The 14726-nt window shown below is 37.6% G+C and carries 24 protein-coding genes; 14 read left to right on the top strand and 10 right to left on the bottom strand.

Going from position 1 to position 14726, the window contains the following annotated elements:
- Positions 1 to 53: 53 nt before the first annotated feature.
- The 5 genes from BM192_RS04460 to BM192_RS04445 form a co-directional block, all read right to left on the bottom strand.
- Positions 54 to 1097, bottom strand: coding sequence for a FecR family protein (locus BM192_RS04460; RefSeq protein WP_037438332.1), 1044 nt, complete (start codon positions 1095 to 1097; stop codon positions 54 to 56).
- 135 nt (positions 1098 to 1232) lie between these two features.
- Complete coding sequence (locus BM192_RS04455; protein WP_051759608.1) at positions 1233 to 1826, bottom strand: RNA polymerase sigma factor; 594 nt, start codon at positions 1824 to 1826, stop codon at positions 1233 to 1235.
- A gap of 157 nt (positions 1827 to 1983) precedes the next feature.
- A complete protein-coding gene (locus BM192_RS04450) occupies positions 1984 to 2829 on the bottom strand; it encodes an alpha/beta hydrolase (protein WP_234797503.1) in 846 nt (281 codons plus the stop codon).
- A gap of 115 nt (positions 2830 to 2944) precedes the next feature.
- Entirely contained in the window at positions 2945 to 3145 is a 201-nt protein-coding gene (locus BM192_RS20725; protein WP_037438330.1) for a hypothetical protein, read from the bottom strand.
- Positions 3146 to 3215: 70 nt separating this feature from the next.
- Positions 3216 to 3815, bottom strand: coding sequence for a DUF4468 domain-containing protein (locus BM192_RS04445; protein WP_074963903.1), 600 nt, complete (start codon positions 3813 to 3815; stop codon positions 3216 to 3218).
- A gap of 187 nt (positions 3816 to 4002) precedes the next feature.
- Between BM192_RS04445 and BM192_RS04440 the strand changes: the two genes are divergently transcribed.
- A complete protein-coding gene (locus tag BM192_RS04440; RefSeq protein ID WP_037438328.1) occupies positions 4003 to 4695 on the top strand; it encodes a hypothetical protein in 693 nt (230 codons plus the stop codon).
- A 49-nt stretch (positions 4696 to 4744) separates the two neighbouring features.
- Here BM192_RS04440 and BM192_RS04435 read toward each other — a convergent pair whose 3' ends face one another.
- From BM192_RS04435 to BM192_RS04410, 5 genes are all read right to left on the bottom strand, one after another.
- On the bottom strand, positions 4745 to 5290 hold the full coding sequence (locus tag BM192_RS04435) for a hypothetical protein (protein WP_037438327.1): 546 nt from the start codon (positions 5288 to 5290) through the stop codon (positions 4745 to 4747).
- 207 nt (positions 5291 to 5497) lie between these two features.
- Positions 5498 to 6283 (bottom strand): Fic family protein, encoded by a 786-nt coding sequence (locus tag BM192_RS04430; RefSeq protein ID WP_074963911.1) that lies wholly within the window; start codon positions 6281 to 6283, stop codon positions 5498 to 5500.
- Positions 6284 to 6487: 204 nt separating this feature from the next.
- Complete coding sequence (locus BM192_RS04425; RefSeq protein ID WP_037438326.1) at positions 6488 to 6886, bottom strand: helix-turn-helix domain-containing protein; 399 nt, start codon at positions 6884 to 6886, stop codon at positions 6488 to 6490.
- Position 6887: 1 nt separating this feature from the next.
- On the bottom strand, positions 6888 to 7160 hold the full coding sequence (locus tag BM192_RS04420; RefSeq protein WP_037438325.1) for a hypothetical protein: 273 nt from the start codon (positions 7158 to 7160) through the stop codon (positions 6888 to 6890).
- Between the two features lie 337 nt (positions 7161 to 7497).
- On the bottom strand, positions 7498 to 8103 hold the full coding sequence (locus BM192_RS04410; RefSeq protein ID WP_070808190.1) for a LexA family transcriptional regulator: 606 nt from the start codon (positions 8101 to 8103) through the stop codon (positions 7498 to 7500).
- A gap of 161 nt (positions 8104 to 8264) precedes the next feature.
- Here BM192_RS04410 and BM192_RS21335 point away from each other — a divergent pair, with 161 nt between their 5' ends.
- The 13 genes from BM192_RS21335 to BM192_RS04350 all read left to right on the top strand — a co-directional run bounded on the left by BM192_RS21335 (position 8265) and on the right by BM192_RS04350 (position 14675).
- Positions 8265 to 8525, top strand: coding sequence for a helix-turn-helix transcriptional regulator (locus BM192_RS21335; protein WP_037438322.1), 261 nt, complete (start codon positions 8265 to 8267; stop codon positions 8523 to 8525).
- Between the two features lies 1 nt (position 8526).
- Positions 8527 to 8760: a hypothetical protein gene (locus tag BM192_RS04400; RefSeq protein WP_037438321.1), complete on the top strand. Its 234-nt coding sequence runs from the start codon at positions 8527 to 8529 to the stop codon at positions 8758 to 8760.
- Positions 8761 to 8805: 45 nt separating this feature from the next.
- A complete protein-coding gene (locus tag BM192_RS20885; RefSeq protein WP_157282778.1) occupies positions 8806 to 8973 on the top strand; it encodes a hypothetical protein in 168 nt (55 codons plus the stop codon).
- On the top strand, positions 8974 to 9177 hold the full coding sequence (locus tag BM192_RS04395; RefSeq protein ID WP_037438320.1) for a hypothetical protein: 204 nt from the start codon (positions 8974 to 8976) through the stop codon (positions 9175 to 9177).
- Positions 9178 to 9379: 202 nt separating this feature from the next.
- Positions 9380 to 9598, top strand: a complete 219-nt coding sequence (locus tag BM192_RS04390) for a hypothetical protein (RefSeq protein WP_037438319.1) — start codon at positions 9380 to 9382, stop codon at positions 9596 to 9598.
- A 4-nt stretch (positions 9599 to 9602) separates the two neighbouring features.
- Positions 9603 to 10604, top strand: coding sequence for a recombinase RecT (locus tag BM192_RS04385; RefSeq protein WP_051759607.1), 1002 nt, complete (start codon positions 9603 to 9605; stop codon positions 10602 to 10604).
- Positions 10605 to 10745: 141 nt separating this feature from the next.
- Complete coding sequence (locus BM192_RS04380) at positions 10746 to 11915, top strand: hypothetical protein (RefSeq protein WP_139218404.1); 1170 nt, start codon at positions 10746 to 10748, stop codon at positions 11913 to 11915.
- Between the two features lie 157 nt (positions 11916 to 12072).
- On the top strand, positions 12073 to 12765 hold the full coding sequence (locus tag BM192_RS04375; RefSeq protein ID WP_037438317.1) for a PD-(D/E)XK nuclease-like domain-containing protein: 693 nt from the start codon (positions 12073 to 12075) through the stop codon (positions 12763 to 12765).
- Entirely contained in the window at positions 12765 to 13043 is a 279-nt protein-coding gene (locus BM192_RS04370; RefSeq protein WP_037438316.1) for a hypothetical protein, read from the top strand. Before BM192_RS04375 ends, BM192_RS04370 begins: the two co-directional genes overlap by 1 nt.
- Positions 13043 to 13225: a hypothetical protein gene (locus BM192_RS04365; protein WP_037438315.1), complete on the top strand. Its 183-nt coding sequence runs from the start codon at positions 13043 to 13045 to the stop codon at positions 13223 to 13225. The genes BM192_RS04370 and BM192_RS04365 overlap by 1 nt, the downstream gene beginning before the upstream one ends.
- A 1-nt stretch (position 13226) precedes the next feature.
- On the top strand, positions 13227 to 13553 hold the full coding sequence (locus BM192_RS04360) for a hypothetical protein (protein ID WP_051759605.1): 327 nt from the start codon (positions 13227 to 13229) through the stop codon (positions 13551 to 13553).
- 9 nt (positions 13554 to 13562) lie between these two features.
- Positions 13563 to 14006 carry a KTSC domain-containing protein gene (locus tag BM192_RS04355; protein ID WP_037438314.1) on the top strand — a complete coding sequence of 148 codons (444 nt, stop codon included), beginning with the start codon at positions 13563 to 13565 and terminating at the stop codon, positions 14004 to 14006.
- Positions 14007 to 14021: 15 nt separating this feature from the next.
- Positions 14022 to 14675, top strand: coding sequence for a hypothetical protein (locus BM192_RS04350; RefSeq protein ID WP_037438313.1), 654 nt, complete (start codon positions 14022 to 14024; stop codon positions 14673 to 14675).
- Positions 14676 to 14726 lie beyond the last annotated feature (51 nt).

Raw genomic sequence — 14726 nt, 5'->3', positions numbered from 1 at the left:
ATGGTTTCTATATCTTCATACGCATAGGATTTAGGTTTGTGGTTTATTTGGGTCTATTTTATAGAGATGGTTCCATCTTTGAATTCGTAAACTGCGTCAATGGCTTTACAAATGGCGCGCACTTTCTCATCCAGCGGTAACTTTGACAACGAGGCTGTCACAGTCACCTCTTCATATTTTTCCTTATCATAACTGATTGTTACGCCGTAGGCTTGTTCCAATTTTTTAATAATAACCGGGAGGGGTGCATTGGTGAATGAAAATTCCTTTTTAGCAAGTGAAGGTGAGAGAATAAGGGGTATGCTCACTGGGTTTGTTTTAAATGATGATAATTTAGGTTGATACACCGTTTGGAGGTTAGGCGTCAGAATTACCGATGCCTTAGCGCTGCCATCAGCACTTTTTTGGTTGTTGGATACCTCTACTTTACCCGTGTTCACCATAACCCGGAATCCATTGTCGCCATCGTAAGCGCTAACAGTAAAACTGGTGCCAAGTACCTTAGTTACCATATTGCCCGTATGAATCAGAAATGCTTTAAGTGAGTCTTTCCTTACTTCAAAGAATGCTTCTCCCTTTAAAAATACTTCACGATTCGTACTGCTGAATTTTAACGGATAAGTTATTTCCGAGCGGGATTTTAAAACGACGATACTCCCGTCAGCGAGCTGAAGGAGTTGCGGTGTTTGTTTATCATTGTATACTTTAACAAGGCTGGATTGTGTGGTTGCCAGAATATCAGGGGACTGTCTGTTTTGTTTGAAAAGGATCGTTCCCACAACAAGTATGAGTACAGCAGCTGCAGCCGTCCAGCGGGTAGATAACTTAAATAAGCGAGAGTGCTTTGGCGTAATAGAATGGAGAAAACGTTCGGACATATCTGCTACGTCCTGATCTGACAATTGTTTGTCGTTAGGCTTGATCTGCAATGCCCTTATAATTACAACAGCCTTTCTTACGTGTTCGCGGCGGTCTGGATTTTCGCTTAGCCAGGTTTGCCAAAATACCCGGTGTTCGGGTTTTGGATTTAGTACCCATTCTATAAAAAATCCATCGCACAGAAAGTCTTCCGCTTCGTAGTTCCGGTAATCGTTCATAAGGAAATATTTGGTTAATAGTAATACCCTGATACTGCATCATATTACCCCTGTTGCAGATTTTTTTTTAGATATTATTTTTAATGTGTTGTAAAACAGCGTTTTAATTTTACTGATAGAGAATCGAAATGCTGGTTAAGAGCGGTAAAGCTGCAGGGTTGTGGCGAATAATAGGAATAGCACGCTCCAGTCTGCCCGAAGGCTCGAGTAGGCTTTTTGAAGTAGGTTGTGAGCAGATTGCTTGTTAATATTCATAATACTGGAGATCTGCTGAATATCCAGGTCTTCAAAAAATTTCAGATAAATTATTTCCCGCTGTCTTGCCGGCAGCGTTTGTATGGCCTTCCTGACTTTCTGTGCGAGTTCCAGGTTGGCGGTATCAGTAATCAGTTTGCTGTCAATGGCAAAATCTAATACGAAGCCGTAGTCTTCCTCGAGTAGTTCCTCTTTGAACCATTTGTTTTTTTCACGCAGAACCCGGTTCCTAATTGCTTTAAATAAGTAGGATTTAATGGTAGAATTTTCACTAATATCAAAGCGCCGGTTCCATAAATCAAGATAAAGTTGCTGGATACAATCTTTGACAATGTCTTCATCCGGACAAAACCGATAGCCAAAATCGAAAAGCTGCTTAGAATACTTTTTGATCAAATCAGTATAGGCACGCCTCTGGTGATCTTCCTGGCGGGGTTCCGGCAGATTTTCCTTAATTATTTTTTCTCCGTTCAAGAGTTTTGGTTTATTGAATCAGGTTGTATTGACCGAATAAAGCTATAAGTTTTTTGTAATTAATCAAATATTTGCTGGGATTGGACGGGTGTGTTTTTTTTTTAAAACCAAATGAGCTAAATCGCTTTAACGATGAATGGGAGGAGAGGTGAAGAATTTAAGCGAGCGGGGCTTTCAATTTTTCTTCCATTATACTCCTCATTATTTTTAGGAATTGACTTTGCTGATCTACGAATGGGTAGTGGGAACAATTTTCGATAATATAGAGTTTTTTCTTACCGGTAATTTTCTCTAGATCTGAGATTTGTTTGGAAGAGAAAATGCCGTCATTCGCTCCATAGATAGCAAATAGTTTTACACCCTTAGTTGACAGGCTTTTTAAGATAGGCTTTGTATCAATATTTACGTGGGATTCATTCTTGTAAAATAAAACAGGCGCCTGATTATTGCGTATGTTGGACTTATAAAAGTCGCCAGTATCATATTCTTTGTTTACGTTTTTCGACTCTTCTGTAGGCTTGGGCATTTTGAAATATCCAAAACGAGAGGCAATCTCGTATGTTAGCTGACGATATTCAGCCCCACGTTTATCTAAAGTATTTATATAGTTTATCTTGCGTATGGATGCTGTATCATTTTGTGCTGTAGCCGTCTGTGCGCCCGTACGAAGTATATAGTCATAACTCTCCTGTTGCGCGAAAAGAGCACCAACCAAGATCAGCCGATCAACTTTTTCTGGATTTTGATTCGTAAATAAGGTCGAAACAATTCCTCCAAAACTATGCCCTATCAGGCTTACTTTTTTTAGCCCATATTGTTTTATCAGGTTATTAAGATCATGAGATGCCTCATCAAAGGTAAGATTAGCTGAACTATCTTTGGAACGGCCTTCACCTCTTCTGTCATATACGATCACATAGAAACCCAGGTCTGCTAACTTTTGTGCAGTGGTACCTTCAAATAAAGTTGAGTTTCCTCTGGGGCCGCCATGTATATAAATCATTGGTGGGTTCTTGCGATCTCCATAGGCTTTAGAATATAGATTTTGAGCAAATAGCGATTGGAAGCAGGTATATACAATGAGTGTGACTAGTACAGATATTTTAGTAAACATAGAATTAATAGAGTAGGTTTAGCCATAATGGCGGTGTCGGAACTTCAAAAGTAACTCTGGATGAAAATACAAATTTTAGCGGATGGGCAATTGAATAATTTGGATATTTTAAAATAGCAACAAAAATACTAATACCGGTTTTACCAGACAACAAAGAGAAAAAGCCAGATTTATATTGTTTGTTTAATATATTAATCATTTTCATTGCAATTGTTTATTATATAAAACAATGAAAAGATAATCTCCCTGATCTCAAATCAGGGAGATTATTTAGATTAAAAATCTGTATCAAGCTTTTTTGACATCTCTTTTTGGACTAAATTAAAAGTAGATAGCATCTTGTCATTAAGTGTTTTCAACACTCTCATTCTTTGTCGTTTACCGTTTTGCCTAGAATTAGCCAGGGAACCTACAGGTTTACTTTGCGATTGGAAGTCCGAATATGTCTTATATCTGGATGATTGGCCGTACGTATACTGAGGAACTTCCATTTTTATTTTGTATTTATCATCCTTAACTATGATCGACAATACTGCATTAAAATAATACTGATCAGTACTTGGATTTGAGCCGAAGGCACTTAAAGCTGTCATATCACTGATATCATAGAAATTGTTGATACTGCTAATTCCAGCTTCTGCATCATAATTCGAAGTCCCCATTTTATTGTTCGCAAAGGTCTTCTGAATTGCTAGTTTGGAACGTGAAAATAACTCTTGCTTTGATGTATTTGGGAGTTCAATAACTGCTTCTACATATACTTCGTTATCCCTCAGTGGTAAGTAATCGCCTAGAGCTACAGTATCTGCAACCTTACTTCCATTTCTAAATGTACTCCAGGTTATCGCATCTTGCGCATAAGAGCTTAAGCTCATTGAAAGAAATACTAAACTTGAGATCGTTAATTTGTTTAATTTCATTTTTTGGTTATTAAATTTAAGGATAAAATTAACAATTTCCTGTGGAATTTATTAGGAAGTTTATTGTAAGTAAATTGTTTTACGTTCATAATGTTGTTTATCTTAGGAGTATAAATCTAATCTTAGACTGGACGCTGATTAAATGTCAGCAGGCGCGGTGGGTGGGCTAGCACTTTGTCATAAGGTCATTATATCTAAACTAGATATAAAATATGTAGATGAGATACAAACATTTTGTAGCGCATGCGAAGGCCACGCGGAACTGGATTCTTCAAGAATCGAAGCTAAAAATCTGCTTAGTCTTGTATATGTCAGTAATGGACTTTCTGAAAAATCCCTTGAAGTAGGTTTAGAGTTATTGTCGCAATTTTCAGATGAAATGCTTAGCAAGTATAACAGTACAATATCTGGTGCAGTAACCAGAAGTACTGATCTTGGACGAATGGATGAAGTCCGGCCTTTTGCGCTCAGATATTTGATAAATAAAAAAGCCAAAGATTGGAACACCTTATTAAAAGTGTTGATCTGGTATATCAGATACTATCCAGATGCTCCAGAAATCTCTAGTGAGTTCAAAGAAGTTTTTTCAGGTATTTCCTCTACTATGGGTCATTTACCTGATTCATCTGCTTCACTTACAGATCAGGTAAGTGCCTTATCTGAAGAAAACGCGAGAAATGATAAGAATCTGAATCAATTTAGCAAGATCTATTTTGAAACAGCCACAGAAAATGAAGAACGGGTATTAGCAGATTACTTAAGTACAAATCCCTTATTTGTTTATAAGAAATTTGCATTTGATATGGTAAAAATGAAAAACCGCGTTTCCGAGTAAACTGGAATGGGTCAACCAGAAGACCTACCCTGAACGAAAATGGAATTAATTACGAAACTATAGGGCAAATATCTTCTTGTAAAACCCAACCATTACCTTTCTTTTTATAAACGAGAACACTTCCCTGTCCGCAACGTCCACCACAAAAGAAATACTTTTTTAAAATAGCAAAATTTTGATCTTTAGAAAAAATAGGCTTTGAAATGACGTAGAATGTTTTGTCTAATGTTTCTCCATCAAATGGCGCAATATCTCTAGAAATGGAGCTTCTTTCCCGGCTGCTTAATATTTTCACTGAATCATTACTGAAAAATTCTTTTGACCAGGCTATAGTATCTGTTTCCTGTGCTTGAAAGGTTTCTTCAAATGGAATTTCAAACTTATATTTATTTAATATTTCAGTTAAGCAATCTCTATTCACGGGTCCGTAAGAGGACTGCGATATCTGTATCATTCCTTGCGAATCAATAGATTTAATATAGGTGCTCACTAATGATTTAGTTAGCATATTCTTCGCTTCATAATTTGAATCACTTTTACATCCGATCGTTAGGTAGATTAATGATGCTATGGCTAGCTGAATTCGAGTTTTCATTGAATAGTTCTTTCGTGATTTGCAATCTAGCTTACTACGCAATTGCATTGTAAAAAATTAGATTAAACCCCATATTTTACATTTGAAGCCATTTGAGAGTAAATTCATCCATTACACTTACGGATTAGCTTGTTGCTCTCACTGATCTCTGAAGGGGGGGCTGCATTATTAAATCTTTACTATCCTGGCTTCTAATTGAATTGGCTTTTACTCTTTATCCGTTACAGACTTTGCTAACATCAATAAAAATGGTAAAGCTTTTGAATAGTCCAGATGCTGATATTCCAGACCTAAAGCTCTTATATTATTATAATAAGTCTCATGCTGTGTATAATAATATTTCTCAGACTGCACGAACCAGGCTTTGCTTCCCAGTTTTTGTGAAAGGAACCATTTCTCAAACAAACGTCCACTGCGACCATTACCGTCGTTCCATGGATGTATTTTTACAAATACAATATGGATCATACTTGCAAAGAAGAAAGTCTCTGAAATAGTAAGTTCAGTAGCGAGCAATACTTTCAGATCTGCGTACAATTTGTCCATCTCAGAAGGTACCTCAAAAGGGGAAGCAGCGAAATATTCAATGCGACCATCTTTTGTCGTAACAAACATATTCTGATTCCTGAATTTGCCAAGCCAGTTTGTAGATACAATATGTCTTGCTAAAATTGTGTGCATCCCAGCAAACGTTTTTTTATCTGGTTTGTTTTTCGAAGCAAATTGATAAGCCAGATACAGATCATCTATTTTACGTGTATAATCGGGTTGAAATTCAATGCGAAAACGTTTATGTTTGATATAAGAATCCAGTTCTATAGATTCCCCTTCAATTTTGCTGGAATAAACTGATGCTACTGAAGTATAAAAACTAAATTCGTCTGTAGAAAGAGAGGCATCTTCCAATTGATTAAATGCTGTAAACAAAGCTTCTTCGTTAACCGTCATTTTGTACTGTTCGAGCAAGTCTTTTTGGATGATTTGTAAATCCATTTCCAGCATTTTTTCCTCTTGTTAAATAAAGATAAAAAAAAAGCCTGCTCATCTTAATGATTGCAGGCTTTTTTTTTTGATTTCTGCGGAGGAAGAGGGATTCATGATGTCACTCTGGAGTACGTTTAAAGCCGCTTTCAAAAGTTTTTTACTCATGTTTTATAAGGTTTTTGTCCCCGAATAGTCCCCATTTTGTGCGTAATTTTATAAGGTTTTTGACTTGATTTTATTGAATTCGTCAAGTAGTTTGTAAAGTTCATTTTTCAAAGTAGAAACCTGATTTTCTAATAGTTGTTGGTTAGTCGAAAGTGTTTTCATATCCTTTATAAATCCTCCGAGTTGAGTGCCTTTTTCTGCGGACGCCTTTACTTTACGATCTCCTTTTCCAAAAAAGAACCACTCGAAACTCATATTGAAAACCTCATGTGCTTTTTTAATCACATCAATAGGGATGATGTAAGCGCCAGATTCGTAACGTTGAATAGTTGGCTGTGTAAGCTCTAGCATCTCAGCAAACTTCGTCTGAGTTAAGCCTTCAGTTTCACGAAGTATTTTAAATCTTTTCGTTTCATCAGTTGTCAGTTTTTCCTGCCTAAGCGCCATATTAATTCTCCATTTGTTTATCCGGTGTAAAATTTATTCCTTCTGATCTTTTAATCAGGTCAATCATCATATCTCTTTCAGTGATATTAATTTCAAAGTCCAGCTCTATTGAAAAGATACCAGTACGCTCAAATTCATCATCTTCCAGCTGTTCCTCTTCTGCCTCAAGTTTGCGGTATCTTTCTAACTGAGAATTTATGTTTTTTATGATCAACTGCTTCTCAAGTAAGATCGCCTTCATTTTAGCTTCGAATTCCTTTTCCTTTTTGCCCATTATTTCTAATCGTTAAAGGGATATATCGGAAACACTGCACCTAAACTTGTAAATGCTGATTCGTACTCGGATTTTAAAGAATCATATTTTGCCTTACTTTTTTTCCTCTGAAGCGATTCCCAGACAAATTCCTGAAGGTGGTATAATGCTTCGGAATCTCGTCTCAGGGAGATGCTCTTCTGATATTTCTTTAACCAGGTTTCAGGGTTTTTGCTAGTGAACCGAATTCGTATAGCTTCGATATTCCCGGCGATTTGAAAAAAGATAATTAACACAAAAAATTGAATTATCCCGACGATAACTATAAATGATTCCATATGCGATATTACACTTTAGTCTAAAAGAACTTTTTGATTGCCCCTTTCACCCGGAACACATGGGTTATTACTTTTTTTGGAATTGACTGATTTGCATAATCTGCACCCTTATTGTAAGGTATTAACATATAGTGTTCGTCATCCTTCCCTGCACCAATCATTTTTATAGTTCTAAACCCATTATTGGTTATCACTGCGTAAATTTCACCTTCCAGTAAAAATTCTTGCCAGCTGTCAACTTTTTTTAATGCCACTAAATCTCCGTGAGCAATTAAAGGTCCCATGCTGTTACCAGATACATTGACCCAGTAGTCGGCGTCATTGAAAGGTAGGAAATCAATATAAAATGCTGGGTTTACCTGACCGCCGTTAAAAACCAAGTCGAAACCACCGACAAAATCAATATCGTAATATGGCACGCCTTTTCTATCTGAGTTGATTGACGGGTTTAATGTATCTCTGAAACTGTCCCCAACATTTAAATCAATATTGAGGTTTGTCTTTACATTTTGTAATATGTCATTAGATAAAACTTCATATTTAAACCACTGACTCAACGATTGACGACTTGTATTTAGCTTAATAGCGGCCTCCTCCTGCGTCATATCAAGAGATTTGATAGCCATCTTTAATTTTTTTCCGTTGATATTCAATTGATTACGTTTTTATTTCTTATAAATACATAATGTAATTGCAAAATGTAATTACACTCCTTATATTTGTCTTACCTAACAGAAACAAAGGTACATAAAAACATTTCACTCACATATAGTAAGAAACTACCAAAATGCTACAACACAGGAACCAATTAACTTCAAATGCCGGCTTCATATACCAGCCGATCGGAAATCTGATTGACCCAGGGTTAACCAGACGAGAAATGGAAATTATGAGTTACATCTCTTTTCCCGATAAAATCATAGCTGCTTTATTAAATATCAGCATTAGGACAGTAATTAATCATTCGGTTAGCATTCGTAGGAAAACTGGTTGCCTTTCAAAAGGGGAGTTGATCCGCTACGCTGCCAATAAACAAATAATCAATTGATATGGATGTATCGAATTTAGCAGAACCAGTACCAGGAATTTCTTTGGTAAGACTGGTGGAGGGAATTAAAGAGGGGCAGGAGTTGCCTTTTAATCCAAAAAGAGAAAGATACCTGAGAACTATGGTGAGTAGTACCATTAAAGACAGATATCCAAGCAGAGAATACAGTGTCAATCTTGAAGAAGACAACTCAGCTGTAATTGTCAAAAGAAGTTTTGATAAGAAAATGCAATAGCAAGGATCCACAATGAATACGAACCACAACAACTAAATCGGTAAAATGGGAAGAGTCAAAAAACTCACGGATAAAGAAAGAATCGCACAACTTGAAAAAGAGGTGGTATTTCTTCAAGCGCACTTACTGATTGAGCTCAGAAGACTTAAGGAAGTAATAGGTATCAATGATGATTACGTCCATGAACCAGTAAAAGAATTGAAAATCAGTTAAATGAAAATAGCATATCTACATAAAGCGAAAATCAAAGCAAAGCCGAAAACGGACGAGCTTTTAGAAGGCTTTTATGCGAGGGATATCAGATTAACCTACAACAAAAAGAAAAAGATTTTAAACGATCTGGGGATAAGTGAGATTCAATTTGTCGCTGCCCTAAAAAAGAGGATCGGTACAGATCACGGGATTTTTGGGTATTAAAAAAGCGGCTACTGTCAATAGCCGCCCCTCAAATTAAAAGCAGTATTAAACCACTTAAAATAAGAAACCATGTCAAAAGTAACCACAACCTACCATATTTCAAAACCTACTAAGTGTTTTGAATGCAACCAACCCTTTGCTCACGAAAGGTTTTTCAGTCTCGGGCATACCTTCTGTGAATTGTCTTGTCTTGACATCTTTCATGAGAGAAATAATAACGAAGGGAGGTATGACCATGGGTAGACTCGCAATTACTCGAACAATTATTCCATTGGATTACGATCGTACCGCAGCGGGTTATAACGCCTGGGTAATCGGTATTCGGAATGAGTTACACCTGCCTGATAAGGCCTTTGATATCCATTCAATTATACCAGAGACTAATAAGGTATTGAAATTTCATAAAACACTTAATAAATAATATCATGTCAAATCAAATTCAAGTTACCAAAGATTATATCGATAGACTACATCCGTTATCAGTAGTGAAGGATGCTGCGATAGGAGATCACTTTATTAACAAATTCGTAGCAATGTACCGTGTTCCAAGAGAACAAGCAGTTGCTTTTCATGAGCGTGAGAAGGATAACTTCATTAAAAGGATAACCGATAGTGAGGATTTAAGTGCCTGCACACCAATGTCTATTTTCCTTGCTTATATGCAAGTAGGAGGATGGCAGTTAAGTTTTGAAGGGGGGCCACAGTCAGATGTCTACCTGATCCCTGGCAATAGAAATGTTGCACCGAAAGGTCAGCCGGACAAATGGATTAAAGAAGTTGTCGCTCAGCCAACTCCTTACGGTGAAAAGAAGATCCGTATCCAAAACGGCCAAATAAAAGATGCAGCAAAACCGATCATAGTTTATGAATGTGATGATTATGAAGAGTTTACTGATGATATTGGTAATGTACGTGTAACATGGAAAAAAGGTAATAGAGGCGATAAGCCTGTAATTGTCGGTTCATTCATTCGAATTGAAAAACCAGATGGATCATTCGAAATTAAAACCTTTGATATGGGAGATGTCGCCAAATGGAAAGCATCGTCTGAAAATAAAAATTCTAAATGGGATGCTGCTGCTGGAAGGAAGCTTCCTGGTAAGGCAAATGCACTTTACACTTCAAATAGCGGTCAGATAGACAAACTGTTTTTTGAAGGCAAGACATTGAAACATGCATTCAAACTTTACCCTAAAGTTGTGAATTCTCCAAAGTTGCCTGACGCATTTGTGCCTGTGGCATCTGATGCAATCAGACAAGGTTTTGATGTTTCTGAATTCACAGAAGCAGAATATGTTCCTGAAGAGGATTTATCGCAGTCGGAGCAAAGTGATTTTGATGTTGCTTTAGAGGAGGCACATAATACTGAACCGATTCAAACAAAAACATTTGCAGGTATCGATACCTCCGACGAACCAGAATTTTAATTAACCCAATTCATAACCGGGCATCCGCAATATAAACAACTCTTGTCAAGTTGAGCGGGTGCCTTTAACCATTTAAAATAGAAACCAATGTCAACTACAACAGCAATATCAAATATCAATGTAGAGGAAATCTCTACGACAATGGAAAATGCCGGTTTAATACTGGTGGCAAACGAAACCTTTGCTGATAAAGCCGTCAAAGGTGCAACTCAATTACTTGACACTATCGAAGGTCAAGGCATGTCTGACGAGCTTGATGCTGCGGCAAACGAATGGCAAGTAAAAGCAAAGCAAGCTATTAAAATCTTAAATGAACGTAGGTCGCCCATCACCCAGATGATGACTAAGCTTGCTGGCTTGTTTACAGCTCAGGAAGGTAAACTGGATCCTAAAAAGTCTGATAGCGTATATGCTAAAATTCAAACCGCCCGTGATCAATGGGCAACATTCAAAGTTAATGAGCAAAGGAAAAAAGAACAAGAAATCCTTAAGCAGCAAAATATTGCAAAAGAAAGGATTTCTATCAAAGCTGATATTCAAAACCATATCCGTTCAATTTTCAACCAAAAGCTATCTGCATTCAAAACAGACATACAAAAAAAATACAACCTGTTGACCCTTGAAAATGTAACGGAGATTACGGAGTACATCAAAGCCAGGCCACTTATTTATCCGATTGCTAATTTCAGATTAATTCAGCCGCCAGTTTTTACTGCTTATATCGACCAGGCGGAAGCTGATCAAATAATTTACGATGAACGTGAAAAGCTTTATGATGAGCTGGCAGCGGTCTTTCATGAAAATATTGAGGCTGAAAAGTCAAATACGCTGGAGTTAATTCCATCCCGTGTTCTGGAATTAAAAGAAATAGCCAAAGCCGGTGCACAGGAAAAAGCGCGACTTGAGAAGGCTGCAGAAGACCGACGCAAAGCAGATGAACTTCGATTAAAGAAAGAACAGGAAGATCAGGAGGTAAAAGACAAAGCTGCAGTTCAGAATACAGTCGCCCTTGAGACTGCTGGTTCATTATTCGATACCACTGCTGCTCTTGCTGAGGTTAAAGAAACTACAGGCAAATCAAAAGCTTCTGAAAAGATCAATGTACTGTCTACTGATGGTTGGGGTGCAATCTTCATTTTCTATTTTGAGAAAGAAGGAAAAGGTTTATCAGTTGATGATTTTGGTAAAAAGTCTTTGATTCAGATGAAAGCTTTTGCTGAGAAGCAAAATAATAAGTCAGGTGAGAAGATTGATAATCCTTTCATTGAGTACGTTGAAGAAGTTAAGGCGGTAACCTCTAAAGTAGCTTAGTAATGGCAAAGAAGATAAGATACAAAACTGTACAAGTGAATCTTCCTGAAAACATTAGCCTTAATTATCTCAAAAAAATGGTTGATACTTTAGGAAAGGATTACTGCTGCTCAATTCAGCAAATCGTTGATTTCTTGTCTGACAACAAACTTCAATAATGGTTCAGGATCCATACTTTGGAAGATCAGAAATTAGCAACTCTGATCTTTCTGCACTCCAAGAACTTCTTCATCCTAAGCCTCAATTTGGTGATAAAGAATATGCTTATGCGTTTGGTACACTCCTGGACAACCTTATCACTGAACCAGATAAAGTTGACCTCTTTAATCTTACCGTGAAGTACCAGACCTACCGGTACACTACAGAAGACTTTGAACTGGCAAAAGCAATGAAGCGTGCCTATTACAAAGATCCTTTTGCTAAAATGATCAGCGATGCTGCGGACTTCCAGGCAATATCAACCAGGTACAATTGGTTGATGAATTATAATGGTTTCGACTTCACATTAGAAGCTGGTACCCGTTGCAAATGGGATTTACTCGTAAGAGCCTGGAAGATGGGAGGTGATATCAAGTCAACTGCTGCAGAAACTCAAAGCCAGTTTGAAGCAGCTTGTGAACATTTCGGGTACTTCCGGTCCCGTGCCTGGTACATGGATATCGAAGGAACTAACAAGGATATGCTGATTGGTATCAGTAAGAAGAACCAGAAGATATTCAAGATCGCTATTGACCGGAATGCTCCAATTACTGATATGAGCAGAAAGCTATATGAGCATGGAAAAGCTCAATATGAAGAACTAGCATTTAAATACTGGCTGTTATTCGACGGCCTTAAAATAGCATCATAATGGAAATAGGAAGCATAGTAGAATGTATAGATGATAGAGGTATCAATCCAGTTGGCCTATGTACAGTTCCTAAAAAAGGCAATCTGTATACAGTGAGCGGCTTTGTGAATAAACCTCGAGGCTTGGGCATTTATATTGAAGAAAGCAGTGAGCTTATTATCGTTGAGTATAGCAAAAGACAGAGTTTGGAACGAGCACCATTTCTTGCATCCAGATTTATTGAGAGACTTCCTCCAATGAAAATCGAAGTTGAGGAGATACAATTTCAAGAGATATAATGGAAGACATAAAAGAATACGCTGCTCTAATTGAGCGCATGCGGACTGCTCAGGCAGAGTACTTTCGTACAAGGGCACAAGTCGCCTTAACGGTTTCAGTCAAGCTGGAAAAAATAGTAGACGAGGCTACTGAATCAATCCTCGGACCAGACAGAATCAAAAACCAAACTAAACTATTTTAAAATGGAAAATGAAAAATTTGATCTATGGTGTCTAGTTGAACTATTCGGACATAGTAAAATTGCTGGAAAGTGTACCGAGCAGAATATTGCCGGCAGCAATATGTTAAGAGTTGATGTTCCGGAAACATCCAAATCGGGAGCATTTACTAAGTATTATGGTGCTGGTGCTATTTATGCAATCAATCCGGTCACAGAAGAAGTAGCCAGAACATTCGCTGATTCATTGAATGTGGCCCCCGTAAACCCATGGGATGTTAAGAAGCTACATGATAAGGTACTTAGCCTTGGTCCAGAGTCACAGGACGAAGATGATGATTTCCCATATTAACCTATTCTTATGAAAACAATCACACTTCCCAGCGGCACGTACGCTGTAGATCCTATCCTTGATGGATTCGAATTCATTGAAAAACCTTCCAGTAACGTTGCCTTTGTGGGTACCGATATCCTGGCCAACAAGCTTTATGTCCAATTCAAAAACGGATCCGGATACAAGTATTCAGAAGTGGACTGCGATGTCATGTGTGCTTTACCTGCAGCCTTAAGTATTGGGAGCTTCATCAGTAAATATGTCGTTAAGCACTTTCCAAGTGAGAAGCAAGAAAAGCCTTTGATAACATTCATTGAAGTTATAATTGATGATCCGTATCCAGAAGGAGAATTAAGTGAAGAAACCAGAAAAGTATGGTTTAATAAGCAAATCGCTAATAGATTGACACGTAATAGTCAAAAAGAGCCTGTTACGGAAATAACAGGATTTAGTGATAAACCTGAGTTTTAATTTTTAATCCAATATATGAAATCAACAAAATCAATCACAAAAGACGAGCTGCAGGATAAGATAGACGCAGCAGAAGAAGCACACGAGTTAAAGGCCGGCACCAGAATTAAAATCACCGAGGCCAGTATGGGGAAGAGTGGTGTGAACTTAAAGTACTGGAAAGTCGTAACGCGTGACTTCGCAAATATTAAAGGAGACTTTGAACTGAGAGAGTTTGAAAACCCAGGTGCTGAAAAGCTTCCATTTCTACCGCATCCGGATTTAGTTCTGGCATTTGACTTACTCAGAGTCCATTTACTATTGTCATGCTTGCAAAAAGAAGCTTATGATGCCTATGGGCAGCTGATAGCTCCAATGACATTTGAGAGTTTCAATGGAGAGGATAACGATAATCCATTAAACAGATTCAAAGTTACTGGCTTTGCTATCAACGACAGTGAAACAGGGGTTATCCTTACTGGAGTGAAATACATCCGTGGCAATGCGACCTTACCGCTATCTCAGTACGCTGACTTCCATGGAGGAGAAAATGCCTACGAGTTCGGCGACGAATTGTATCATGTAATTAAGCACGTTAGAAACGAAGTACTCCTTTACTACAATGGTAAGGTTGCTCCGGATTCGCAGTACTCATTAGATTTTGATGATGCTGCCTCTGATATGGAATAATCAATTTTTAAACTACAAACTATGCTCTTTCGTGGTATCGAGCATAGTTTT

The sequence above is a fragment of the Pedobacter antarcticus genome, from assembly GCF_900112985.1.
Classification (GTDB): Bacteria; Bacteroidota; Bacteroidia; order Sphingobacteriales; family Sphingobacteriaceae; genus Pedobacter; species Pedobacter antarcticus.
Note: the sequence above shows the minus strand (reverse complement) of the source record. Positions and strands in the feature narration are given on the sequence as shown.